General features: G+C 71.0%; 21 protein-coding genes. 11 read left to right on the forward strand and 10 right to left on the reverse strand.

The features are described 5' to 3' along the window. Positions 1 to 9: 9 nt before the first annotated feature. A complete protein-coding gene (gene bcp / locus IM778_RS11730; protein ID WP_194409061.1) occupies positions 10 to 480 on the forward strand; it encodes a thioredoxin-dependent thiol peroxidase in 471 nt (156 codons plus the stop codon). A gap of 279 nt (positions 481 to 759) precedes the next feature. On the opposite strand, the gene IM778_RS11735 is transcribed toward bcp, so the two are convergent. Further along, positions 760 to 1,128 carry a histidine kinase gene (locus tag IM778_RS11735; RefSeq protein WP_228484521.1) on the reverse strand — a complete coding sequence of 123 codons (369 nt, stop codon included), beginning with the start codon at positions 1,126 to 1,128 and terminating at the stop codon, positions 760 to 762. A gap of 260 nt (positions 1,129 to 1,388) precedes the next feature. Between IM778_RS11735 and IM778_RS11740 the strand changes: the two genes are divergently transcribed. Next, positions 1,389 to 1,637, forward strand: coding sequence for a WhiB family transcriptional regulator (locus tag IM778_RS11740; RefSeq protein ID WP_018171995.1), 249 nt, complete (start codon positions 1,389 to 1,391; stop codon positions 1,635 to 1,637). Positions 1,638 to 1,744: 107 nt separating this feature from the next. Here the strand turns inward: IM778_RS11740 and IM778_RS11745 are convergent, their stop codons facing one another. From IM778_RS11745 to IM778_RS11755, 3 genes are read right to left on the reverse strand one after another with little or no spacing between them, the layout of a single operon-like run. Continuing rightward, the gene (locus IM778_RS11745; RefSeq protein ID WP_194409063.1) at positions 1,745 to 3,229 is read right to left on the reverse strand and encodes a sensor histidine kinase; all 1,485 of its coding nucleotides are present in this window, start codon (positions 3,227 to 3,229) and stop codon (positions 1,745 to 1,747) included. Positions 3,230 to 3,266: 37 nt separating this feature from the next. Then, positions 3,267 to 4,550 (reverse strand): CpaE/TadZ family protein, encoded by a 1,284-nt coding sequence (locus IM778_RS11750; RefSeq protein WP_194409064.1) that lies wholly within the window; start codon positions 4,548 to 4,550, stop codon positions 3,267 to 3,269. Beyond that, entirely contained in the window at positions 4,547 to 5,173 is a 627-nt protein-coding gene (locus tag IM778_RS11755) for an SAF domain-containing protein (RefSeq protein WP_194409065.1), read from the reverse strand. Before IM778_RS11755 ends, IM778_RS11750 begins: the two co-directional genes overlap by 4 nt. Positions 5,174 to 5,271: 98 nt before the next feature. Here IM778_RS11755 and IM778_RS11760 point away from each other — a divergent pair, with 98 nt between their 5' ends. Next, positions 5,272 to 5,553: a helix-turn-helix domain-containing protein gene (locus tag IM778_RS11760; protein ID WP_194409066.1), complete on the forward strand. Its 282-nt coding sequence runs from the start codon at positions 5,272 to 5,274 to the stop codon at positions 5,551 to 5,553. Between the two features lie 68 nt (positions 5,554 to 5,621). Here the strand turns inward: IM778_RS11760 and IM778_RS11765 are convergent, their stop codons facing one another. Then, complete coding sequence (locus IM778_RS11765; RefSeq protein WP_194409067.1) at positions 5,622 to 6,227, reverse strand: hypothetical protein; 606 nt, start codon at positions 6,225 to 6,227, stop codon at positions 5,622 to 5,624. Between the two features lie 131 nt (positions 6,228 to 6,358). Here IM778_RS11765 and IM778_RS11770 point away from each other — a divergent pair, with 131 nt between their 5' ends. Next, the gene (locus IM778_RS11770; RefSeq protein WP_194409068.1) at positions 6,359 to 6,796 is read left to right on the forward strand and encodes an Rv3235 family protein; all 438 of its coding nucleotides are present in this window, start codon (positions 6,359 to 6,361) and stop codon (positions 6,794 to 6,796) included. A 51-nt stretch (positions 6,797 to 6,847) separates the two neighbouring features. Here IM778_RS11770 and IM778_RS11775 read toward each other — a convergent pair whose 3' ends face one another. The 3 genes from IM778_RS11775 to secA form a co-directional block, all read right to left on the reverse strand. Continuing rightward, positions 6,848 to 7,204 carry a hypothetical protein gene (locus IM778_RS11775; protein ID WP_194409069.1) on the reverse strand — a complete coding sequence of 119 codons (357 nt, stop codon included), beginning with the start codon at positions 7,202 to 7,204 and terminating at the stop codon, positions 6,848 to 6,850. A gap of 76 nt (positions 7,205 to 7,280) precedes the next feature. Beyond that, complete coding sequence (locus tag IM778_RS11780; protein WP_194409070.1) at positions 7,281 to 8,507, reverse strand: pyridoxal phosphate-dependent aminotransferase; 1,227 nt, start codon at positions 8,505 to 8,507, stop codon at positions 7,281 to 7,283. Positions 8,508 to 8,696: 189 nt separating this feature from the next. After that, positions 8,697 to 11,534 carry a preprotein translocase subunit SecA gene (secA, locus tag IM778_RS11785; protein ID WP_194409071.1) on the reverse strand — a complete coding sequence of 946 codons (2,838 nt, stop codon included), beginning with the start codon at positions 11,532 to 11,534 and terminating at the stop codon, positions 8,697 to 8,699. A 137-nt stretch (positions 11,535 to 11,671) separates the two neighbouring features. Between secA and IM778_RS11790 the strand changes: the two genes are divergently transcribed. From IM778_RS11790 to IM778_RS11820, 7 genes are all read left to right on the forward strand, one after another. Beyond that, entirely contained in the window at positions 11,672 to 12,247 is a 576-nt protein-coding gene (locus IM778_RS11790; RefSeq protein WP_194409072.1) for a hypothetical protein, read from the forward strand. A 103-nt stretch (positions 12,248 to 12,350) separates the two neighbouring features. Continuing rightward, positions 12,351 to 12,950 (forward strand): PadR family transcriptional regulator, encoded by a 600-nt coding sequence (locus IM778_RS11795; RefSeq protein ID WP_194409073.1) that lies wholly within the window; start codon positions 12,351 to 12,353, stop codon positions 12,948 to 12,950. Beyond that, positions 12,947 to 13,666: an ABC transporter ATP-binding protein gene (locus IM778_RS11800; RefSeq protein WP_194409074.1), complete on the forward strand. Its 720-nt coding sequence runs from the start codon at positions 12,947 to 12,949 to the stop codon at positions 13,664 to 13,666. The genes IM778_RS11795 and IM778_RS11800 overlap by 4 nt, the downstream gene beginning before the upstream one ends. Beyond that, positions 13,663 to 16,542: an ABC transporter permease gene (locus IM778_RS11805; RefSeq protein ID WP_194409075.1), complete on the forward strand. Its 2,880-nt coding sequence runs from the start codon at positions 13,663 to 13,665 to the stop codon at positions 16,540 to 16,542. Before IM778_RS11800 ends, IM778_RS11805 begins: the two co-directional genes overlap by 4 nt. Positions 16,543 to 17,133: 591 nt before the next feature. Then, a complete protein-coding gene (locus tag IM778_RS11810; protein ID WP_194411852.1) occupies positions 17,134 to 18,897 on the forward strand; it encodes a DEAD/DEAH box helicase in 1,764 nt (587 codons plus the stop codon). 296 nt (positions 18,898 to 19,193) lie between these two features. Beyond that, positions 19,194 to 20,552, forward strand: coding sequence for a hypothetical protein (locus tag IM778_RS11815; RefSeq protein WP_194409076.1), 1,359 nt, complete (start codon positions 19,194 to 19,196; stop codon positions 20,550 to 20,552). 111 nt (positions 20,553 to 20,663) lie between these two features. Beyond that, positions 20,664 to 21,068, forward strand: a complete 405-nt coding sequence (locus IM778_RS11820) for a hypothetical protein (protein WP_194409077.1) — start codon at positions 20,664 to 20,666, stop codon at positions 21,066 to 21,068. A gap of 69 nt (positions 21,069 to 21,137) precedes the next feature. Here IM778_RS11820 and IM778_RS11825 read toward each other — a convergent pair whose 3' ends face one another. Together IM778_RS11825 and hpf are read right to left on the reverse strand one after the other, a co-directional pair. Then, positions 21,138 to 22,367 carry an amidohydrolase family protein gene (locus IM778_RS11825; RefSeq protein WP_194409078.1) on the reverse strand — a complete coding sequence of 410 codons (1,230 nt, stop codon included), beginning with the start codon at positions 22,365 to 22,367 and terminating at the stop codon, positions 21,138 to 21,140. A gap of 110 nt (positions 22,368 to 22,477) precedes the next feature. Beyond that, positions 22,478 to 23,137: a ribosome hibernation-promoting factor, HPF/YfiA family gene (gene hpf, locus IM778_RS11830; RefSeq protein ID WP_194409079.1), complete on the reverse strand. Its 660-nt coding sequence runs from the start codon at positions 23,135 to 23,137 to the stop codon at positions 22,478 to 22,480. Positions 23,138 to 23,210: the final 73 nt, after the last annotated feature.

Raw genomic sequence — 23,210 nt, forward strand, 5'->3', positions numbered from 1 at the left:
GCTGGAGGGGTGACCACGCAGCGCCTCGAACCCGGTTCCCTCGCCCCCGCCTTCACGCTCGTCGACCAGGACGAGCGGTCCGTGACGCTGAAGGACCTGCGCGGCGGCCGTGTCATCCTCTTCTTCTACCCCGAGGCGATGACGCCGGGCTGCACAACCGAGGCGTGCGACTTCCGTGACAGCCTCGCGCCGCTGCAGGCGGCGGGGTACACCATCCTCGGCATCTCCCGCGACGAACCCGAGAAGCTCCGTCGCTTCCGCGAGCGCGACGGGCTCACCTACGACTTGCTGAGCGACCCCGACCACAAGGTGCACGACGAGTACGGCGTGTGGGGCGAGAAGGTGAACTACGGCAAGACGTTCATGGGCGTCATCCGCTCGACCTTCGTCATCGACGAGCAGGGCCGCGTCGCGCACGCCCTGTACAACGTGCGGGCGACCGGCCACGTCGCACGCGTGCGGAACCTGCTCGGCGTCTGACCCCCTCCGGGTCCGCCCGCCGCCGCACTCGCGCGCCCTCGCGCGCCCTCTCGCGCCCTCGCGCTCCGCACTGTCACTTCGCTCCGCGCTCACTCCCCGATCCTCCGCTCCGCAGTCACCTTCCGCGGCGCACAGGCCCCGTGCAACGCAAGAACCGACTGCGGAACCTCCGCCGCGCACGCTCGCGCGGGTCGCTCCCCGATCGCTCCGCAGTCAGGATTCGCGGCGGAACAGCCGGGGTGGAGCGCAGAAAGTGACTGCGGAGCTGAAGGGGGTGGGTCAGGGGCGCGGGGCGGCCGTGGGGCGCGCGGCGAGCACGAGCAGCACGAGCGCCACCAGCGCGGGGACCGCGAGTCCGATCGCGACGGACGGAACGGCGAAGGCGCCGGTTGCGGCGCCGAGCGCGACGGCGAGGACGAGCAGCTGCGTCACGATGCCGCCCGAGCGGCCCCAGGACTGACCGAGCCAGACCGCGACCGCGAACGCGAGCACCGCCGCCGCTCCGACGAGGGTCAGCACGAGCAGCGCGAGGGCGCTCTCGAGCGAGCCGGTGTCGCCGGTGACGAGCGCGGTGATCTGCCAGGCGACGAGCGCCACGAGGCCGAGGCCCTCCAGCGCCACGAGCACCGCGGCGAGGCGCCCGGACACGTTTGTCCGCATTCTCCGTCGACTCCTTCCGTCCCGCGGGGGCGGTTTGTGTGAACCCTCCAGGCCACTGGGCGAACACCCAGCCAATACCGCACAAACCCGCCGGTGAACCCTTGATTCAGGTAAACCGCTATGGGACGATTGGTGAAGCCGTGTGCTCCCACAGCGACGTGGGGCGAGCAATCTCGCACTTCCCACAGGGTATCGGACCCGAACCGGCCCTTTCTTTCCCCACACCATCTGCACCAAGGAGCACCACCATGGACTGGCGCGACAAGGCCGCCTGCCTGACCGTCGACCCCGAACTGTTCTTCCCCGTCGGGAACACAGGTCCGGCCGTCGACCAGATCGAGAAGGCGAAGTCGGTCTGCGCCCGGTGCACCGTCACCGAGATCTGCCTCCAGTACGCCCTCGAGACCGGTCAGGACTCCGGCGTGTGGGGCGGTCTCTCCGAGGACGAGCGCCGCGCTCTCAAGCGCCGCGCCGCCCGCGCGCGCCGCGCGTCCTGACGCCCGTCGGATCACTGCAAGCGCCGCCGAGCGTTCAGGCGACGCGGCTCGAGGTCGAGGAGTGAACGGATGCCGCGACTCGCGGCATCCGTTCACTCCTTCCGGACTCAGCTCGAGGAGCGCCCGATGTAACGCAGCGGGATGTCGATCGTGACCTCCGTGCCGCTGCCCATGATCGTGTGCCAGTCGATCGTGCCGCCGAGCTCACCCTGGATGAGCGTGCGCACGATCTGCGTGCCGAGACCGCGCCCGACCTGACCCTCGGGCAGACCCGACCCGGTGTCGCGCACCCGCACCTCCAGCCGGTCGTCGGAGCGCTCCGCGACGATCTCGACGTCGCCCTCCTGCCCGGCCAGCCCGTGCTCGACGGCGTTGGTCACGAGCTCGGTGAGCGCCAATGCGAGCGGTGTCGCGTACTCGCTCGGGAGCGTGCCGAAGCGGCCGGAGGAGTGCGTGCGCGCGCGGGTGTTGGGGGCGGCCGCGACCTCGGCGACGAGCTTGAGCACCCGGTCGAAGACCTCGTCGAAGTCGACGTTCTGCGCGAGTCCTTCCGACAGGGTGTCGTGCACGACCGCGATCGCGGAGACGCGGCGCATCGCCTGCGTGAGCGCCTCTCGGGCTTCTTCGGAGTGCGACCGGCGGGCCTGGATGCGCAGCAGCGACGCCACGGTCTGCAGGTTGTTCTTGACGCGGTGGTGGATCTCGCGGATCGTCGCGTCCTTGGTGATGAGCTCCTGCTCCTGGTGGCGGATCTCGGTGACGTCGCGGCAGAGCACGATCGCGCCGATGCGCGTACCGTGATCGCGCAAGGGGATGGTGCGCAGCGACACGGTGACGCCGCGCGCCTCGAGGTCGGTGCGCCACGGCGCGCGCCCGGTGACGACGACCGGCAGCGACTCGTCGAACTGGCGCTTGGCGGGCAGGATCTGCGTGACCACCTCGACGAGCGACTCCCCCTCGAGCTCGTCCTCGAATCCGAGCCGGTTGAACGCCGACAGGGCGTTCGGGCTCGCGAACGTCGTGATGCCGTCGACATCGAGCCGGATGAGGCCGTCCGACGCGCGCGGCGCGCCGCGGCGCGGCGAGGTCGGCGCGGTCAGGTCGGGGAACTCCCCCGACGCGATCATGCCGAACAGGTCGTCGGCGCAGTCGTTGAAGGTGATCTGCTGCCGCGACGGCGTGCGCGCCTCGCCGAGGTTGGTGTGGCGCGTCATCACGCCGATCGCCTGGAGCTGGCCGTCCGCCCGTCGGGCGACGGGCACGGCGCGCACGCGTGTCGGAGTCTCTTCGAACCAGTCCGGCGACGCCGAGTCGACGATGCGGCCGGCGTGGAACGCGTCGCGCACCTGCGTGCGCCACTGCGGCCGGACGCGGTCACCCACGATGTCGCGGTAGAACAGCGTCGCGGCACCGCTCGGCCGCGCGTGCGCGACCGCGACGAACGAGTCGTCGGATGTCGGCACCCACAGCACGATGTCGGCGAACGCCAGGTCGGCGAGAAGCTGGCCGTCCCCCGCGAGGCGGTGGAGCCACTCCACGTCCTCATCGCTGGAGCGGCCCTGGGCGTAGACGAGATCGCTGAGGGTCGACACCCGACCAGCCTAGGTGTTCCGGCCTATGCCGCCCGGCTCACGCAACCGGTTCGGCGGCGCGCGCAAGGACACGCGCACGTCGCGCGCGCCCCGGCTTGCGGCCGGCGTCGCCGACCGGCGGAGTCTGGGGCGCGGGGACCACCGCTTCACCGGCGAACCGCCGGATCGCGAGGGTCAGGGGCGACTTCGGCGCGACGTCGGCGATGGTGCGCGCCGACAGCAGCGCAGCGTCGGCGGAACGCGGATCCTGAGGTAGGAACCAGACGTCGTCGATGCCGCCGAATCGGTCGAGGGTGCGACGCACCTGCCCGCGCGCGTCGATGCCGAGCGCGCCGGGCCGCAGCCGGTTCGCCACCACGGCGACGGGAGTGACGCCGACGGTCGCGCGCAGCTCTGAGAACGCGCGGAGGAAGCGCGCGACGCCGACGGGATCGGCGCCGGCCACCGCGACGATCAGATCGGCGCAACGCAGTGCGGCAAGCGTCGCGGCGTTGCGCCGGGGAGCACCGAGGTCGCTCATGATCTCTTCGTCGCGCTCGAGCGAACCCGCGACGTCGACCACGATGTAGTCCGCCCACTCGCGACAGGCGGCGAGAGCGCCGGTGACGCGCCGCTCGCTCAGCTCCGGCCACCGCGACGGCCGGTTGATGCCGGTCAGCACATCGACGCCGGTGCGTCCGAGCGGGATCGCGATGCGCGACAGCTCGCGCGCATCGAGACCGCCGAGCTCCGCCTGCCGGCACGCCGCGGCGAAGCCCGGCCCTTCGTCGGCGAGCCCGAGGGCCAGCGCGATGGACGGCGCGTGCGTGTCGGCGTCGACGAGGCCGACGTGCCGCCCGCCGCGTGCGAGCTCGACCGCCAGCTCGGTCGCGACCGTCGACCGGCCGGGAGACCCCGCTGGTCCCCACACCACGATGACGCGCGGCTGGGGCCGGGTCTCGGCGGCCGGCAGCGCCGGCCGGGCGGCCAGCGTCTCGGCGATGCGCCACGCCTCGGCGTCGCGGTCGAGCGGCGCCTCGAGGCCGCATGCCGCCGCCAGGCGCTCCGCTGCGGCGCCGTCGCACAGCGGGAGGATCCGGGTCCCCGCTCGATCGCACAGCGTCACCAGGTCGGGCGACACCGTGCTGCGCGCGACCTCGAGCACGAGCGCGTCCGCGCCGGCCAGCGCCTGGAGCACGTCGTGGGCGTCAGGCTCCGGCACCTCCTCCGACAGCGAGACGAGCGGGGCGGATGCCGCGACCACCGCGACGACGTCGATCCCCTCGCGCCGCAGCCCGTCGGCGAGCGGACCGCCATGGTCGACCGCGACGACGACCCTCACGAGCCCGTCCCCGTCGGGACGACCGACAGCGCGGCCTCATCCGCCATCGCGGCGAGGGTGGCGGCGACATCGGCGCGCGGGATCACGAGCTCGAGCGCGGCGGCGCCGCCGCCGATCATCGAGTCGTCCCGCGTGACCGAGACGACGGTCGCATCGGCGACGAGGATGCGCGGCTCGTCGTACGCGCCCCGCTCGAGGGGCGGCGCGGACCACACCTCGACGACGGTGCCGGCCGTCACCGAGGCCGGCACGTCCACAGTGCTGCGGACGACCACGCTCGTGGTGCGCGCCGAGTCGGCCCCGCCGACCGATGCCGTGGGCACGAGCTCGCCCGAGGCGATGGTGCGCGTGGCGACCGCGGCGTCGCCGAGGTCGTCGGGAGAGAGGTAGGTGTCGGCGAGCGGGCCGAGCGCGACATCCACGATGCGCAGGTCGTCGGCTGCGATGACCTGGCCGGGAACGATGGTGCGGGCCGCCGCGTACACCGGCACAGTCTGGCGCGCCGCCGCGACGACCAGCCACACTCCCGCGACCGATGCGACGACCAGGAGGATGCCGAGGAAGAACCTGGCGTCTCCCCAGAAGGCGCGGCGCGGGGCTCGGGCGTTTTCGATGGCGCTCATGCGTCCATCGTGACCCAAACGCGCTCGAGGGCACGTTCATTATCCACAGCCACTGTCACGCCGAGCCCCCTCCTCCTGGGCGGGTCCATAATGGGGGCATGTCCGATGACCCGACGTCCGACACGCGTCTGCTGGCGCCCGCACAGGTGGGCGAAGTGCTCGGCGTGTCGGTCGACGAGGTCATGGCGCTCGTGATGGACGGGCGGCTGCGCGGGATGCGTGTCGGCGCACCCGCCCGCTGGCGCATCGACGCCGCAAGCGTGTCGGCGTATCTCGACGAGCAGGCCGAGGAAGCCCGTCGCATGGCGCTGTGGCGCCAGTCGCAGACCGCCAGCTTCCCCGAGCTGTGGGGCACCGGCTTCGTCCGCAACCCCGACTGAGCGACCCACCCGGATCGCGGGGCGGCCGAGCGGGCTGCGGTGCCTGCCACCGCGGTGAACCCGGGCCGTCAGGGCAGCAGGGGCGCCGCGTCGGCGCGCACCCACGCGATCGACGCGAACGGCACGATCCGGTAGCCGGTCACGGCATCGGCGCGGCGCGGGGCGCCCGGCTCGTGCAGCGCGATGTCGAGGTGGTCTGCCCCCGCGCGGTCGATCGTGCCCGTGAGCACGCGTCCGACCGTGAGGTGCACGGCGACGCCGGCCCGACGCCGCACGAGGTCGCGCAGCACGAAGCCGAAGGTGAGCCTGTCGGCGAGGGCCGACCGCGCCGGCGCCGGCCGCGCAGTGCGCAGGAGGTCGGCGTGCGGCATCCCGATCGCCACGAACGAGCCGAATGGCACGAGGACCGCGCCGGAAGGCCCCTCCGAAGGCGACAGCGCCGCCCAGTCCGCCCCGACGCCGGTCACGTGGGCGCGCAGGGTCGTTCCGTCGCACAGGTCGAACGACGCGGCCGCCGGTGCTCCCTCCCGCGCGACGAGCAGGGTCAGCCGCTCCACGAGCTGCACGCGCGAGAGCCGCAGCCGTTCCGCCTCGGTGTCGAGCGCCGCGCGCTCGGCCTCCCATTCGGAGGCGAGTTGATCCTCGAGATCGTCGAAGAACCGGTCCCAGCGCACTCCGCGAGAGTAGAGCACATCCCGGCGACCGCCCCGGAGTTATCCACAGCTACGGCGGCGTCGATTTTTCTGAGAGTTCGCCGTGTGTTCTACTGTCCCCAAGACATCCCCCACTGTCGAGATAGGCAACCATGGCAACGACGCCCGCGGGATACGCCCGCGCTACGAACGCGTCCCGGCACGTCGACCTCTCCGAGTTCTTCGCACCGCAGCGGACGCCCTCCACGGCGCTCCCCCCGCCGGAGCCCTTCCTGCGAAACCTGACGCTCGGCGTCCTGGAGGTCCTCGCCGGAGTGCGCGAAGTCGATCAGCTCGCACGCTGGCTCACCGAGGACCCGTACCGGAAGCTGGTCACGCGCTCCAACCTGGCCGCCCGCGCGCGCAGCGCGCGCGGAATGCCGGCCAAGCGCCCGGTCCACGCGATCCTCTCGGTGCACGAGTCGTCGCCCGCCGACGGCATCGTCGAGGCGGTCGTGGTGGTGCGCGGTCCGGCACGAACCCGCGCGCTCGCGGTACGGCTCGAGGGCATGGACAGGCGCTGGCGCGCGACGTCGCTCGCCCTCCTCTGACTCTTCAGACGTGCGAGCGGGCCGACCCCAACGTCGTGGCCGGCCCGGTCGTCACTTCTTCTCGTCCTCGTCGATCAGCGCGAGGAGCGACTTGAGCGCGTCGCGGATCTCGTAGTGGTCGTGCTGGCCGGCACGGCTCTCGGCCGAGATCACGCCCGATCGGTGCACGCGCCGGAAGTCCCCGACCGGGAACGAGTACGCCCCCTTGGACTCCTCGTTCTCGCGCCGGTCGACGCCGAGGTGCCAGTGCGAGAACTCGGTCCAGCCCTCGCGCTCGATGAACGCGTTCTCTTCGTCGGGGGACGGAGCCGCCTCCGACCAGTCGTCCCGCTCGTCACGGACGACCTTGCCTTCGCGGATGAGCGCCCGCGCATGCCGCAGCGCAGGCTGGTGCAGTTGGATCGCCATGCGCGCGAGAGTATGCCGCTGCCGTCGCCGCTCGCGAGGGGCTTGACGGATGCCGCGATCTGCGGCATCCGTCGTCTCATTGCTTGTACGACGCGAGGAAGTTGCCGAGCCGCTCGATGGCCTCCGACAGCACGCGCGCCTCGGGGAGGGTGACGATGCGGAGGTGGTCGGGCGTCGGCCAGTTGAAGCCGGTCCCCTGCACGAGGAGCACATGCTCGGCGACGAGGAAGTCATACACCAGCTTGCCGTCGTCGTGGATCTCATGCACCTCGGGGTCCAGGCGCGGGAAGGCGTACAGGGCACCCTGCGGCTTGAGGCATGTCACGCCGGGGATCCGCTCGAGACCTTCCCACGCGGCATCCCGCTGCTCGTGCAGCCGGCCGTCGGGCGCGATCAGCGCGTCGATCGACTGCACGCCCGACAGCGCCGCCTGCACGGCGTGCTGTGCGGGGACGTTCGGGCACAGCCGCGTCGAGGCGAGCAGCTGTATCCCTTCGAGGAAGCCGGCCGCGTGCTTCTTCGGACCCGTGATCACGAGCCAGCCGGAGCGGTAGCCCGCCACGCGATACGTCTTGGAGAGCCCGTTGAACGTGAGGCACAGCAGATCGGGGGCGAGCGTCGCGAGCGGGATGTGCTGCGCGTCGTCGTACACGATGCGGTCGTAGATCTCGTCCGACAGCAGCAGCAGCGAGTGCTCGCGCGCCAGCTCGACGATGCCCTGGAGCACCTCCCGCGTGTACACCGCGCCGGTGGGGTTGTTGGGGTTGATCACGACGATCGCCTTCGTGCGCGGCGTGATCTTCGCGCGGATGTCGTCGAGGTCGGGCTGCCAGCCGTTGGCGTTGTCGCACAGGTAGTGCACCGGCGTGCCGTCGGCGAGGCTCGTCATCGCCGTCCACAGCGGGTAGTCCGGCGCCGGGATGAGCACCTCGTCGCCCTCGTCGAGCAGCGCCTGCATCGTCATGGTGATGAGCTCCGACACGCCGTTGCCGAGGTAGACGTCGTCGGGGTCGAACTGCGGGAACCCGGGGACCTGCTCGTACCGCGACACGACGGCCCGACGAGCCGACATGATGCCCCTGCTGTCGCTGTAGCCGTGCGCGTGAGGCACCGCCTCGATCATGTCGCGCACGATCTGGAAGGGGGCCTCGAACCCGAACACCGCGGGGTTCCCGGTGTTGAGCTTGAGGATGGTGTGTCCCTCGTCCTCGAGCCGGTCCGCCTCGGCCAGCGCCTGTCCGCGGATCTCGTACAGGACGTTCTTGAGCTTGCTGGACTGGTCGAGAGTGCGGAGAGGACTCATCGCCTCAGGATATCCGCGGCGCGCCGAGGCCAATGGACGGTCCGTGGCCCGCGCGGCGCCGGGCGCCCCCGCTCGAAAACAGGTGATCTGGCGGAGGCAGGACGTTTCGAGTGGGAATCATCCTGCCTCCGCCAGATCACCTGATCTCGGAGAAACTCTGGGCGGCCGCGGCGCCGCGCGGCAGCCGGGCTACTTGCGCTTCTCGGCGGCGCGGCGCTGGGCGCGGTTCTGCGGAGCCTGCTGCGGTGGCTGGGCCGCGGCATCCGTCCGCTGACCGAAGGCTCCGCGCTGCGCTTCCGCAGCCGGCGCCTGGGCGGGCGCCTGCGCCGGCGACGCGGCTGCCGCGGCGGCAGCGGCCTGACGCAGCCGCGTGGTCGCTGCCTGCTGCACCTGGCCGCGGTCGTTGCGCACTTCGACTTCGCCGGCGTCGTTGGATGCCGAGTACTGCAGTCGCTGCGTCTCGACAGGCTGCGCGCCCAGGCCCTTGGCCTCGACCTGCGTGACCGCCTCGCCCTCGCCCTGGCGACGGACCTCGACCTCGAGGTTGTAGAGGTAGCCGACCGACTCCTCCTTGATCTGCCCCATCATCGCCTGGAACATCTGGTAGCCCTCGCGCTGGTACTCGATGAGCGGGTCGCGCTGGGCCATGGCGCGCAGGCCGATGCCGTCCTTGAGGTAGTCCATCTCGTAGAGGTGGTCGCGCCAGCGGCGGTCGAGCACCTGCAGCACCACGCGCCGCTCGAGCTCACGCGTCGCCGCCTCGCCGAGCGACTCCTGGCGCTTGTCGTACGCGATGCGGGCGTCCGAGAGGATCTCGCGCTTGAGTCCCTCGGCCGTGATCCCGCCCTTGCGACCGGATGCTTCGGCGACGACCTCTTCGATGGTCACGCCCACCGGGTACAGGGTCTTCAGCTCGGTCCAGAGGGCGTCGAAGTCCCAGTTCTCGCTGTGACCCGATCCGGTGTGGTCGTCGATGACGGCGTTGATCGCGTCCTCGATGAAGTGCTGGACGCGGTCGGCGATGTCGTCGCCCTGCAGGATGTGGCGGCGGTCGGAGTAGATCGCCTCTCGCTGCCGGTTGAGGACGTCGTCGTACTTGAGGACGTTCTTGCGGATCTCGGCGTTGCGGGCCTCCACCTGGCTCTGCGCCGACTTGATCGCGCGCGTGACCATGCCGGACTCGATCGCGACGTCGTCGGGGAAGTTCGTGCGGGCGAGGATCGCCTCGGCCGCGCCGGACTGGAACAGGCGCATGAGGTCGTCGGTGAGGGACAGGTAGAAACGGCTCTCGCCGGGGTCGCCCTGACGTCCTGATCGACCGCGCAGCTGGTTGTCGATGCGGCGCGACTCGTGGCGCTCGGTGCCGAGCACGTAGAGACCGCCGGCCTCGATCACCTTGGCCGCCTCGCCGGCCACCCGGTCTCGCACCGCCTCGTAGACGGCGTCCCACTCGGCCTCGTACTCGTCAGGAGTCTCGACCGGGTCGAGACCCTTGGCCTTCATCTCCTGCACGGCGAGGAACTCGGCGTTGCCACCGAGCATGATGTCGGTGCCGCGGCCGGCCATGTTGGTGGCGACGGTGACGGCGCCCAGACGCCCGGCACGAGCGACAATCTCGGCCTCGCGCGCGTGGTTCTTCGCGTTCAGGACCTCGTGCTTGATGCCCTTCTTCGCGAGCAGGCGCGAGAGGTACTCGCTCTTCTCGACGCTGACCGTGCCGACGAGGACGGGCTGCCCGTTCGCGTGGCGGCCCGCGATGTCTTCGACGACCTGCGCGAACTTCGCCTGCTCGTTCTTGTAGACGAGGTCGGGCATGTCCTTGCGGATCATCGGCTTGTTCGTCGGGATGGTGACGACGCCCAGCTTGTAGGTCGACATGAACTCCGCCGCCTCGGTCTCGGCGGTACCGGTCATGCCGGCGAGCTTGTCGTAGAGGCGGAAGTAGTTCTGCAGCGTGACGGTCGCGAGGGTCTGGTTCTCGGCCTTGACCGGCACCGCCTCCTTCGCCTCGATCGCCTGGTGGATGCCCTCGTTGTAGCGGCGACCGACCAGGATGCGTCCGGTGTGCTCGTCGACGATCATGACCTCGTCGTTCATGACGACGTAGTCCGCGTCGCGCTTGAACAGCGCGAGCGCCTTGATCGAGTTGTTCAGGAACGAGATGAGCGGCGTGTTGGCGGACTCGTAGAGGTTGTCGATGCCGAGGTAGTCCTCGACCTTCTCGATGCCGGGCTCGAGCACGCCGATCGTGCGCTTCTTCTCGTCGACCTCGTAGTCGACGCCGACCTCGAGGGTTCGGGCGATCTTCGCGAACTCCACGAACCAGCGGTTCGCCTCGCCCGAGGAGGGCCCCGAGATGATGAGCGGTGTGCGGGCCTCGTCGATGAGGATCGAGTCGACCTCGTCGACGATCGCGAAGAAGTGGCCGCGCTGGACCAGGTCCTCCTTGCGCCACGCCATGTTGTCGCGCAGGTAGTCGAAGCCGAACTCGTTGTTCGTGCCGTACGTGATGTCGGCGTTGTACTGCTGGCGCCGCACCTCGGGCGTCTGCCCGGCGACGATGTTGCCGGTCGTCATGCCGAGCGCCCGATAGATGCGGCCCATGAGCTCGGACTGGTACGACGCGAGGAAGTCGTTGACCGTGACCACGTGCACGCCCTTGCCCGCGATCGCGTTCAGGTACACCGGGAAGGCGGCAGTGAGCGTCTTGCCCTCACCGGTCTTCATCTCGGCGATGTTGCCGAGGTGGAGGGCTGCGCCACCCATGAGCTGCACGTCGTACGCGCGCTGGCCGAGCGTGCGCTTGGCCGCCTCACGGACCGCCGCGAACGCCTCCGGCATCAGCTGTTCGAGCGTCTCGCCTGCTTCGTGGCGGGCCCGCAGCTCGGCGGTCTCGCCCCGGAGCTCTTCGTCGGTGAGGTGTTCGTAGTCCTCTTCGAGGGCGCCTACGGCCTTCACGACCTGCTGGAGCCGCCGGAGGATGCGACCCTCACCAGCGCGAAGCAGTTTCTCGAGGGGGTTGGCCACGGAGTGTCTCCATCTTCAGGCAGTCGGGTGCGGCGCGTCGGCGCCGGTGCCGCCCCGGGCGCATCGCCCCAGGCATACCTGCCTATGTTATCCACCCGTGACCTTGGCGTGCGCTGGATGTGCGCAAGCATGGACACATGAGCGCGATCGGGGCGACGCGACGGCGACGGATGCCGCGCCACTGGGCCGCTGCGCTGATCGCGGCGGGCGCCCTCGCGGTCACCGCATGCGCCTCGCCTCCTCCGGCCGCGCCCGTGCCGCCGCCGTCGGATCCCGCCTCGGCGGTGGACTGCTCCGCCGAGTGGGACGTCGGCTGGGGCGCGATCCCCGCCGACTTCGAGCCGGTCGCCGTGTACGTCTGCGACCCCGTGCTCGAACTCGCTCCGAGTGTGGATCCCCCGCTTGTGCTCGCCGACCCGGAGATCATCGACGAGCCGCCCCCGCCTCCCGCCGAGCCGGACCCGGCACCGGCACCGGCACCGGCGACTCCGCGCCTGCTCGAGGGCGACCTGCCGGCGCTCCTGGCCGCATTCGCCGTGCCGAACGACCCGAAATGGCCCGGTCCGTGCTCAGCCATCGGCGTGGTCGTGCCCGATGTCTGGCTCGTCGACGCCGACGGCTGGGCGATCCGGCCCGCGTACCCGGTCGACGGCTGCGGGCTCCCGAAGCCCGGCGTCACCGACGCCCTCGCGGAGTTCACCCCGGCCGACTGACCCGCTCGGCCCGCGCCGGCGCGCCGGGTTGCGGCATCCGTCGTGCTACCGAGTATGTATATACTCGGCAATTACATACCCGGTATAGCCCAGGAGATGCTTCATGTCGGTACGTCAGAGCCTGCTCGCGATCCTCGATCAGGGGCCGTGCTACGGCTACCAGCTGCGGGCGGAGTTCGACCGCCGCACCGGGTCGACGTGGCCGCTCAACGTCGGGCAGATCTACAACACGCTCGACCGTCTCGAGCGTGACGGGCTCGTCGAGAAGCGCGACGTCGACGAGCACGGGCACGTCTACTGGCAGATCACGGATGCCGGAGCCGCCGAGGTGCGCGAGTGGCTGGCCTCCCCCGTCCAGCGTTCGCAGGGCACGCGCGACGAACTCGCGATCAAGCTCGCGATCGCGGCCACCCTGCCGGGCGTCGACGTGGCCGACATCATCCAGACGCAGCGTCGTGCGTCGCTCGCCCAGCTGCAGGAGCTCAACCGCGCGAAGTACGCGGGCGCGAACCCCGACGGGCCCGAAGAGCTCGCGTGGTCGCTGGTCGTCGACTCCATGATCTTCGCGGCCGAGGCCGAGGTGCGCTGGCTCGACCACACCGAGCAGCGCCTCGCCCTCCACCCCGACCACGCCATGACGCTCGAGCTCTCGACCGACAAACCCAAGCGCGGCCGGCCGGCGAAGGCCGAGGCATCCGCATGACCGACACGGTGCTGCGCCTCGTCGGTGTCACGCAGCAATATGGCAGCGGCGCGACGGCCGTCTCTGCGCTGTCGGGCGTCGACTTCGAGGTGCGGCAGGGCGAGCTCGTCGCGGTGATGGGTCCGTCGGGCTCCGGCAAGTCCACGCTCCTGTCGATCGCCGGCGGACTGGCGACCCCGACCACCGGCGAAGTGGTCATCGAAGGCGCCTACCTCAGCGAGCAGTCACCGAAGCAGCTCGCACAGTTGCGGCGCCGGTCGCTCGGGTTCGTCTTCCAGGACTTCAACCTCATCCCGACCCTCACCGCCCTCGAGAACGTCACCCTCCCGCTCGAGCTCGACGGCTTCCGCTCACGGGTGGCGCGCCGCGCCGGCCGCGACGCCCTGGCGTCGGTCGGGCTGGCCGAGAAAGCGGACTCGTACCCCGACGACCTGTCGGGCGGTCAGCAGCAGCGCGTCGCGATCGCCCGTGCGGTCGTCGGCGGCCGACGCCTGATCCTGGCCGACGAGCCGACCGGCGCCCTCGACTCCGTCACCGGCGAGATGGTGCTGAAGATGCTGCGGGCGCGGGTGGATGCGGGCGCCGCCGGCATCCTCGTCACCCACGAAGCACGCCATGCGGCGTGGGCCGACCGCATCGTGTTCCTGCGCGACGGGCGCATCGTCGACGAGTCCCGCCGCGACGGTGCCGAGACCCTGCTGACGGGCATGCGATGACAGAGGTGCTGGACGCGCCGGCCGAGGCATCCGCTCCTCCCCCGGCATCGACGGATGCCGCGCCCCGGCGCCGCGGTGCGGGTCTGGGCCGGTGGCGTGTCGCCGCGCGCCTGGCGCGGCGGCAGGTGCGGCGCGCGTGGGCCTCGAGCGCGCTGGTCGCGACACTCGTGGCGCTGCCGATCGCGGGGATGTCGGCGTTCGTCGTGTACTCCGCGAGCAGCATGCCGACCCCCGAGGAAGAGATCACGGCGGAGCTCGGGCAGATGCAGGCCTGGATCGAGCCCGTGGGTGTCCCGGACGCCGGGTTCTGGCAAGTGCCAATCGATCCGACTTGGCACGGCTATCCGATCGGGGCCGACGATGCCATGACGATTCCCGAGGGCGCGCCGCTCGACGATCCGACGACAGTGCTGCCCGCGGGCACCGAGGTGATCGCGATCGCGCAGGGGCGAGCAGCGGCACGGACTGCGGACGGGTCGACATCTCTTCCTGCGTGGGCGGGGGCGGCCTGGGACCCGCGCTTCGCCGGTGCGTACGACCTCGTCGAGGGTGAACGGCCGACGACATCCCGCGAAGCGATGGTGACGCCCGCGGCACTGGACTATCTCGGCATCGAGATCGGCGACGCGCTGGCGCTGCCCGACACGACGCAGGACTACACCGTTGTGGGCACGCTCAAGGCCGCGCAGCTGGCCGACGCCGACGCGGCGCTGTTCCTTCCCGCGTCGGCGCAGGATCTCGTCGGGGGGACGACCCGTTGGTACCTGCCCGAGCGGGAGCTGCCGTGGGTCGACGTGCAGAGACTCAACCAGGAGGGTGGCGTCGTGGCGCTCTCGCGCGCCGTCCTGCTGGATCCTCCCGTCTTCGAGAACCGCTACTACGCGTCGGCGATGCCGATGGGCTGGTGGTCGACGATGTGGCCGCTCGTGCTCATGCTGACAGTCGCCGGGCTCTTCGCGGGCTATGTCGTGGTGATGCTCGCCGGCGCCGCGTTCGCTGTCGCCGCGCGGAGACAGCAGCGGGCGCTCGCGGTCGCGGCCAGCGTCGGCGCCGATCGCCGCGACCTCTCGCGCACGATCCTGCTGCAGGGCACCTCCCTCGGTCTCGTCGGCGGTGCGATCGGAGTGCTCTCCGGTGTCGGCATCGCCGCGCTGGTCATGGCCCTCACCTCCGACGGCAGGGCGACGCAGTTCTGGGGCTTCCATGTGCCGTGGGAGCTGCTCACCGGGATCCTCGTGTTCGCGGTCGTGGTGGGCGCCGCCTCGGCATGGATGCCCGCGCGTCGCGTCGCGCGCACCGATGCACTCCAGGCGCTGCGCGGCGCGAGACGGCCGCAGAAGCCGATCGCGTCGCGCCCGGTGTGGGGCTCGATCCTGCTCGTGCTCGGCGTGGCGATCACGCTTCTCAGCGCGTTCGCGGTCGCGACGATCAACGCGACGAGCGCCTTCGGATACGACTCGCCGATGCGCTACATCCCCGCGTATGGCATCGTCGTGGGGCCGATCGTCGCGCAGTTCGGCATCCTGATGTCGGGCCGGTGGCTGCTGTGGGTGTCGTCGCGCGGGCTGTCGCACGTGGGCGCCGCGGCCAAGCTCGCGTCGAGGGATGCCGCCGCCAACGCCTCGCGCACGGTTCCGGCGTTCGCAGCGATCGCGGCGACCGTGTTCATCGGGGTCTTCGCGCTGGGCCAGTCGTCGATGCAGACGGCACAGTCCGCGCGGATGTGGTTCTACCAGGCGCCGGTCGGCAGCATCGCGGTCTCGTTCTGGCCCGGCCCCGGGTCGACGACCGGCACGCTGACCGGGGACGAGGCCGAGGAAGCGGCCGCGGCCGCGACTCAGCTCGCGCGCGACGCGGACGCCGACGAGGTCGCGGTGCTGTCGCGTCAGCAGCGGGCGTGGTCGTACGCGAGCCCCGACGCGGTTCCGGACGATCTCACGTTCACCCTTGCGGTGCTTCCCGAGGAGTACCTCCTCGACCCGGAGGACGGTTCCTTCCAGTCGTCAGGGCAGGATCCCAGCAATCCGCTCTCGGTCATCGCGCCGGATGACCTCGAGACCGCGATCGGGGTCGAGCTGTCGGCATCCGACCTCGCCGCGTACCGGGCGGGCGCGGCCGTCGTGCCGGACGCCCGCTTCGTCACCGACGCGTCGATCACGGTCGAGACCTATGAGGCCGTCGACCAGTACGAGGGGCGCGTGCCCGACAACATCTTCGAGCATCACCCGGACTCCCCTCCGTTCGCAGACCCGTTGGCCGCGGAGCGGCTCGACGCGATCGTGGTCGACGCGCCGCTGCAGCCGGTCAGCATCGCGATCGCACCGCACACCGCGGAGCGCCTCGGCATGACGCTCGCACCCGAGCGTGTGGTGGCCTCGACGCAGGAGCCGCTGAGTCAGCGTGCGCGTGATCGGATGCAGTCGCAGGCGGAAGGCCTCAGCACCAACGCCTACGTCATCTCGCCGTACGCCGAACTCGGGCCGCCGAGCGACGCCGCATGGATGGTGCCGCTGCTCACCGCCGTCTCGGTGCTCGTGCTCGGGGCGAGCGCCGTCGCGCTCGGGCTCGCGCGGTTCGAACGCCGGCCCGACGATGCGACGCTCGCCGCCGTCGGCGGCACGCGTTCGCTGCGGCGGCGCATCGGGTACTGGCAGGGGCTCATCATCGCCGGGTTCGGAACCGCGGCCGGTGCGCTCGCCGGAGTCCTTCCACCGATCGGGTTCTCGATCCAGTCCGGCGGCGTGCAGCTGCTGTCCGACATTCCGTGGTGGCTCATCGCGAGCCTGGTCGTCGCGCTCCCGCTCGCGATCGCGGTGGCGAACTGGCTCGTCCCGCCGCGGCATCCGGATCTCACCCGCCGCACGGTGATCACGTGAGACGAATCAGCCCCTGCCGGACATTACATAGTGAACGGCCTTCACTATGTACCCCACGAGAGGACGTGACATGAACCCCATCGTGCCCGCTGTGGACCCCGCGGCGATCGCACTGCCGCCCACGCAGCCGATCGACATCACCGAACTCGCCGCGCAGAGCATCATCCCCCGCTGAGCCCGCTCAGCCCGCGCGGCACCGCGGCGAGCAGGCGACGGATGCCGCGGCCACGGCCGCCAGACCCTCGCGGCTGCACAAACCTGTCACGGCGCACCAGATCAGAGGCGCCACGGCAGGAAACTGGCGCCACGCACCGGCGACGGATGCCGCGACCACGGCCGCGCGACCCTCGCGGCTGCACAAACCTGTCACGGCGCACCAGATCGGAGGCGCCACGGCAGGAAAGTGGCGCCACGACGAAAAGTAGCGCCGCGACAGAGAAGGGGTGCCGCAGCAGGAAACTGGCGCCACGCACCGGCGACGGATGCCGTGGGCGCGGCATCCTGTCGTCTCCCAGGTCGTACGCACTACCCTTAAGCGTGACTTCCACGGATTCTTCCATCGAGGCAGAGGCTCAGGCCGAGCCCGCAGCGATGACGTTCGCCGATCTGGCCCTGGGCGAGCCGGTGCTCAAAGCCCTCCGCGAGATCGGCTACGAGACCCCCTCCGCCATCCAGGCCGCGACCATCCCGCCGCTTCTCGCCGGACGCGACGTCGTCGGGCTCGCGCAGACCGGAACCGGCAAGACGGCCGCGTTCGCACTGCCGATCATCGACCGTCTCGACCTCTCGCAGAAGGCGCCGCAGGCGCTCGTGCTCGCGCCGACGCGTGAGCTGGCGCTCCAGGTCTGCGAGGCGTTCGAGAAGTACGCCGGCCACCTGAAGAACGTGCACGTGCTGCCCGTCTACGGCGGCCAGGGCTACGGGGTGCAGCTGTCGGCGCTACGCCGGGGCGTCCACATCGTCGTCGGCACGCCCGGCCGCATCATCGACCACCTCGAGAAGGGCACGCTCGACCTCTCGGAGCTCAAGTACCTCGTGCTCGACGAGGCCGACGAGATGCTCAAGATGGGCTTCGCCGAGGATGTCGAGACCATCCTCGCCGAGACCCCCGAGACCAAGCAGGTCGCGCTCTTCTCGGCCACGATGCCCGCCGCGATCCGCCGCATGTCGAAGCAGTACCTGCACGACCCCGAAGAGATCACGGTCAAGGGCAAGACGCAGACCTCGGCGAACGTCCCCCAGCGCTACCTCGTCGTGCAGTGGCAGCAGAAGATGGACGCCCTCACGCGCATCCTCGAGGTCGAGAACTTCGACGGCATGATCGTCTTCGGCCGCACCCGTTCGATCACCGAGGAGATCGCCGAGAAGCTCCGCGCCCGCGGCTACTCCGCCGCCGCGATCAACGGCGACGTCGCCCAGCCGCAGCGCGAGAAGACCGTCAACCAGCTGAAGTCGGGCAAGCTCGACATCCTGGTGGCGACCGACGTCGCCGCCCGCGGGCTCGATGTCGAGCGCATCTCGCACGTCGTCAACTACGACATCCCCACCGACTCCGAGTCGTACGTGCACCGCATCGGGCGCACCGGCCGCGCCGGGCGCTCGGGCGACGCGATCAGCTTCGTGACACCGCGTGAGCGCGGTCTCGTCAAGATGATCGAGCGCGCGACGCGCCAGGAGATGACCCAGATGTCGCTCCCCAGCGTCGATGAGGTCAACGAGACGCGCCTGTCGCGGTTCGACGACCGCATCACCGCGGCGCTCGGCGACTCCGAGCGCATCGATCGCTTCCGCGACATCGTCGCCCACTACGTCCGCAACAACGACGTGCCCGAGGTCGACGTCGCCGCAGCGCTCGCGATCGTGGCGCAGGGCGACACCCCTCTGCTGCTCGAGCCCGACGCCGAGCCCGAGGCGCCGCGCGAGCGCCGGGAGCGCACCGACCGCGACCGCGGCGACCGCCCCGACCGCGGTGATCGCCCGGAGCGTCGCGCTCCGCGCGAGGGCCTGGCGACCTACCGCATCGCCGTGGGCAAGCGCCACCGCGTCGAGCCGCGCCAGATCGTCGGCGCCCTCGCGAACGAGGGTGGGCTGCGCCGCGACGACTTCGGTGCGATCCAGATCATGCCCGCCTTCTCCCTCGTCGAGCTGCCGGCGAATCTGTCGCGCGAGACGCTCGACCGACTCTCCGACACGCGCATCTCGGGGCAGCTCATCGAGCTGCGCCCTGACGCCGGCCGCCCGCAGCGGCGCACCGACGGCGAGCGCAAGCCGTACCGCGACGACCGCGGCCCGAACCGCCCGAGCTTCCGCGACGGCGGCGACCGCAAGCCCCGTTACAAGCGCGGCGACGGCTGAGGCATCCGTCCCTCCCGAACCGCGCTCAGGTGGCACGACACGCCGCTTCGCACACCCCAAGCCGCGTGTCCCGCCACCCGAACGCCGGAACCGCACGTTCACGCGGCGACGGCTGAGGCATCCGTCCCTCCCGAACCGCGCTCAGGTGGCACGACACGCCGCATCGCACACCCCAACCCGCGTGTCCCGCCACCCGAACGCGCCGCGCGCGGCGACTCACGACGCTGTGCGCGAACGCGCGCCCCGCGCGTCCGCGCCCGCCAGCTTGCTCCCAGCCGCGCCCGTAGGATCGATCCATGGCCGGATTCTGGGGCAAGCGCAAGCGTGAGCAGGAAGAGCTGGACGCACAGGACGCGGATCTCGCGCGCCATGCCCAGAAGTCTCTGGTCGCCGCCGACGAGCGCATCCGCCTGACCACCGACGAGCTGGCGTTCGCCGAGGCCGAGCTGGGCCCCGGCGCCACGAAGGACCTCCGCGACGCCCTCGACGCGGTGCGCACGCACCTGCAGGAGGCCTTCCACCTGCACCAGCTCAACCACGACGAGATCCCCGACACCCGCGAAGAGCTCCGCACCCGCAACGCTCGCATCGTTCAGCTGTGCGAATGGGCCGAGGACCTGCTCGACGACCGCACCGAGGCGCTGGCGACGCCCATCGAGCGCGCCCGTCGCGCCCCCGAGATCATCGCGAAGGTGAGGGCGGATGCCGCACGCCTTCGTCTGCGCGTGCCCGATGCCCGCTCGACCGTCCAGCGCATGGGCGCACGCTACTCGGCGCACGCGCTGGCGCAGATCGAGGCGAACCCGGCCGAGGCCGAGCAGCTGCTCGGGTTCGCCGAGCACAGCGCCGGTGTGGCCGAGCGGCGCCGCGAGGCGGGTCAGCGCGAGCAGGCCAACATGGCGCTCGAGGCGGCGATGGAGTCGGTGCGCCGCGCCGAGACCCTCCTGGACGCCGTCGAGACGTTCGAGGTCGAGGCGCTGCGCGCCGAGTCGACGCTCGCCGCGATCGTCGAGGATTCGCGCGGTGACATCGCGGTCGCCCTGAAGGAGCCGCACTCCCCCGCCGTCAGCGCGGCGATCGGCGAGCTGCAGGCCGCGCTGGCCGCACTGCCCGCCGCGGGCGTGAACACCGACCCTTTCGAGCAGTTGTCGCGCCTGCGCGAGGCGAACTCCGCGCTGGACGAGGCGATCGCGGTCGCCCGCGAGCGCGCGGCCCGGCCGATCCCCCCGCTGGAGCACGTGCGCCACGCGATCGACGACGCCGACCGTCAGCTGGCGGTCGCCCGCGACGTGATCGCGGGTCATCGCGGCTGGATCGGCGCCGATGCCCGCACCCGCCTCGCCGAGGCGGAGCGCGTCCGCACCGACCTCGACCGCTATCTCGGCACGTCCGCCGCCGCGGCGACCTTGATCGACGAGGACCACCGCGAGCACGCGTTCGCGATGGCACGCCGTGCCGCCTTCCTCGCGAGCGAAGGGCTGCAGCTCGCCCAGCGCGACATCGACACCGCCCGCCCGCAGCCCGACCAGTGGGGCGGCGGGTACGGCCCTCAGCCGGGGTGGGGCGGCGGCCGCCGAAGCGGGGGTGGCGACCTCATGGGCGGCATCCTGGGCGGTCTCGTGATCGGCAGCATCCTCGACGGCATCTTCGACTGAGACGGATGCCGCGACGGACGCGATCTCGCGGATCCGGCGTATCAGGCACGAACCCGGCCGACTCTCGTTCCCCGGTGGGGTCACCCAGACCTCGCAGGGGAGGAAAGTCCTATGTTGAAGAAGTCCATTGCCGCCGCCACCCTCACGGTGGGTCTCGTGCTCGGCGGAGCGGGCGTCGCGTCGGCGCACGAATGCTGGATCCCGGATCGCAGCGACCGGGGAAACGCCGGGTCTACGAACTCGCAGAACTGGGCGACGCTGTACATCTCCGAGCTGTTCGCGAGCGCCCACGAGTTCCTCGGCGGCGCGCCGCTCACCCCCGCTCAGGTCGACGAGGCCGTCGCAATGGCCGAGGCCGCCGGCATCCCGACGTCGCTGACGACGTTCACGCGAGACACGCTGCCCAAGGGCAAGGGCGGGCCCGACCACTCGTCCGATGGCAAGGGCATCGACCATTTCTTCCACACATACGAGGCTCAGCTGGTCGAGATCTTCCTGACGGTCCAGGCGGGCTGAGCGTGCGACGACGGATGCCTCGGCGCGCCGTTCACGCGCGAGCCGGGGCATCCGTCGTCGTGGACGAGCTCAGATGCCGATGACCTGCAGCCCGTCGGCGACGATGCGGCCGTCGTGGATCACGGTCCGGTCGACCCCGCGGTCCATGACAGCGCTCGTCGGGGTCTCGCCGTCGACCAGCACGAGGTCGGCCCGGTCTCCGGCGGCGACGCCGGGCCGGTCTCCCACGCCGCCGACGCGAGGCGACGAGTGACTCATGATCGACGCGCCGCCCACGGTCGCGACGGCGAGCGCGAGTTCGATGTGATCGTCGCGCCGGAACCCGTTGACGAAGGCGAGCTGCCACGTGCGGTCGAGCATGTCGCAGTTGCCGTAGGGGCTCCAGTAGTCGCGCTGGCCGTCTTCGCCGAGCCCGACGCGCACGCCGGCTTCGGCGAGCTGCACGAGCGGGAGGTGACCGCTCGTCGAGGGAGCGATCGTCGCCATCGCGATGTCGAGCTCGGCGAACTCGTCGACGAGACGCCGGCTCACGGCCTCCGACACGGAGCCCAGCGCGTACGCGTGCGACAGCGTCACCTTGCCCTGCATCCCGAGGGCGCGAGTGCGTTCGAGCACGAGCTCGGTGCTGAACACTGCGAGCTCGCCGGGCTCGTGAAGGTGGATGTCGACCTCGACCTGGTACTTCTCGGCCAGCCCGAACACGATGTCGAGGTGCGTCACGGGGTCGCGATCGAGCTGGCAGGGATCGATGCCGCCCATGACGTCGGAGCCTTGCCGGAGGGACTCTTCGAGATACTCGACGGTCCCCGGCTCGCGCAGGATGCCCGCCTGCGGGAACGTCATGATCTGGACATCGGCGTGGTCGCGGAACCGCTCCTTCGTGGCGACCACCGACTCGAACTTCTCGAGCCTGCAGTCCACATCGACCTGCGCGTAGGTGCGCACGCGGGTGGTGCCGCGCGCGATCATCCGCTCGAGCGTTCCTGCGACGATCTCGGCGTGCGGGACGTCCGTGTCGCGCCAGTGCGCCCGGTCGTTCAGCATCATGCCCCACACGCCCGGCGCACCCCCATCCTTGCCGACGGCGCTGTGCGGGCGGAACGGAAGCCCGATGCGAGACGAGTCCAGGTGCACGTGCACGTCGCTGAACGACGGCAGGAGGAGTCGTCCGCGTCCGTCGAGGTCGTCGGGCTCGGCGACGGCCTCTGGGGCGTGCGGGCGCACCGCCGCGATGCGGTCCCCGTCGAGGACGACGTCGGCGGAGTCGGCGCCCCAGGGGCGCACGTTTCGGATGATCACGCAGGTCCTTCCGGAAGGGATGCCGCATCGCCGGGCATCGGCGGCTCACGCCCGCGAACGAGCGGAGGGTGCGGCCGCGACGGCCGCACCCTCCATTGTCGGTCCTCGACTCAGGACGCCAGCTCGTCCGGCTGCGCCTGCGTGGTCAGCGAGATGACGCCGTAGTCCCAGCCCTTGCGTCGGTACACGACGCTGGGGTGGTCGGTGCGGGCGTCGATGAAGAGGAAGAAGTCGTGGCCGACCAGCTCCATCCGATCGACCGCCTCCTCCACCGACATCCACTCCGGGTGGAACTCCTTGGTGCGGATGACGACGGGCGTGTAGCCCACTTCCTCCTCATTGCCGGTCACGATCGGGATCTCGCCCGTCGCGACGGCGCGCAGCACGTCGAGGGACGCCGGCTGCAGATCGATACCCTGCAGCGAGCCGCTTCCCTTCTCGAACTTCGCGCCTCGGGGGTGGTTGCGTGCGTCGACGCGCTTGTCCTTCGCGCGGCGAAGCTGTTCGCACAGCTTGTCGACAGCGAGATCCAGTGCCGCGAACTTGTCGCCGTCCGTGGCCTCCGCCCTGATGACAGGCCCTCGGCCGTTCACCGTGAGCTCGACCGTGTCGTCCTCCATTCGCCCGTTGTGGTACGCGCGGTGGGTGACTTTGACATCCACGCGCTGAGCGCGCGGAGCGAGGTGCTCGATGCGGACGGCCTTCTCTTCGACGACACTGCGGAAGCGATCCGTGATCCCGACTCCCACGCCGACGATGCTGGTTTCCATCCCTGACCTCCTTGTTCCGGTCCCCCCGGCCAAGGGCGGACCATGAGTCGCCTTGTGCCCCCCACCGTAGTCG

Source organism: Microbacterium cremeum (genome assembly GCF_015277855.1).
Lineage (GTDB): Bacteria > Actinomycetota > Actinomycetes > Actinomycetales > Microbacteriaceae > Microbacterium > Microbacterium cremeum.

Excerpts from the sequence above, each read along its gene's own strand:
- IM778_RS11740 (WP_018171995.1), top strand. The coding sequence starts at position 1,389 with ATGGACTGGCGCGACAAGGCCGCCTGCCTGACCGTCGACCCCGAACTG.
- IM778_RS11755 (WP_194409065.1), bottom strand. The coding sequence starts at position 5,173 with ATGAGCGCCATCGAAAACGCCCGAGCCCCGCGCCGCGCCTTCTGGGGA.
- IM778_RS11760 (WP_194409066.1), top strand. The coding sequence starts at position 5,272 with ATGTCCGATGACCCGACGTCCGACACGCGTCTGCTGGCGCCCGCACAG.
- IM778_RS11770 (WP_194409068.1), top strand. The coding sequence starts at position 6,359 with ATGGCAACGACGCCCGCGGGATACGCCCGCGCTACGAACGCGTCCCGG.
- IM778_RS11775 (WP_194409069.1), bottom strand. The coding sequence starts at position 7,204 with ATGGCGATCCAACTGCACCAGCCTGCGCTGCGGCATGCGCGGGCGCTC.
- IM778_RS11780 (WP_194409070.1), bottom strand. The coding sequence starts at position 8,507 with ATGAGTCCTCTCCGCACTCTCGACCAGTCCAGCAAGCTCAAGAACGTC.
- IM778_RS11790 (WP_194409072.1), top strand. The coding sequence starts at position 11,672 with ATGAGCGCGATCGGGGCGACGCGACGGCGACGGATGCCGCGCCACTGG.
- IM778_RS11795 (WP_194409073.1), top strand. The coding sequence starts at position 12,351 with ATGTCGGTACGTCAGAGCCTGCTCGCGATCCTCGATCAGGGGCCGTGC.
- IM778_RS11800 (WP_194409074.1), top strand. The coding sequence starts at position 12,947 with ATGACCGACACGGTGCTGCGCCTCGTCGGTGTCACGCAGCAATATGGC.
- IM778_RS11805 (WP_194409075.1), top strand. The coding sequence starts at position 13,663 with ATGACAGAGGTGCTGGACGCGCCGGCCGAGGCATCCGCTCCTCCCCCG.
- IM778_RS11810 (WP_194411852.1), top strand. The coding sequence starts at position 17,134 with ATGACGTTCGCCGATCTGGCCCTGGGCGAGCCGGTGCTCAAAGCCCTC.
- IM778_RS11815 (WP_194409076.1), top strand. The coding sequence starts at position 19,194 with ATGGCCGGATTCTGGGGCAAGCGCAAGCGTGAGCAGGAAGAGCTGGAC.
- IM778_RS11820 (WP_194409077.1), top strand. The coding sequence starts at position 20,664 with ATGTTGAAGAAGTCCATTGCCGCCGCCACCCTCACGGTGGGTCTCGTG.
- hpf (WP_194409079.1), bottom strand. The coding sequence starts at position 23,137 with ATGGAAACCAGCATCGTCGGCGTGGGAGTCGGGATCACGGATCGCTTC.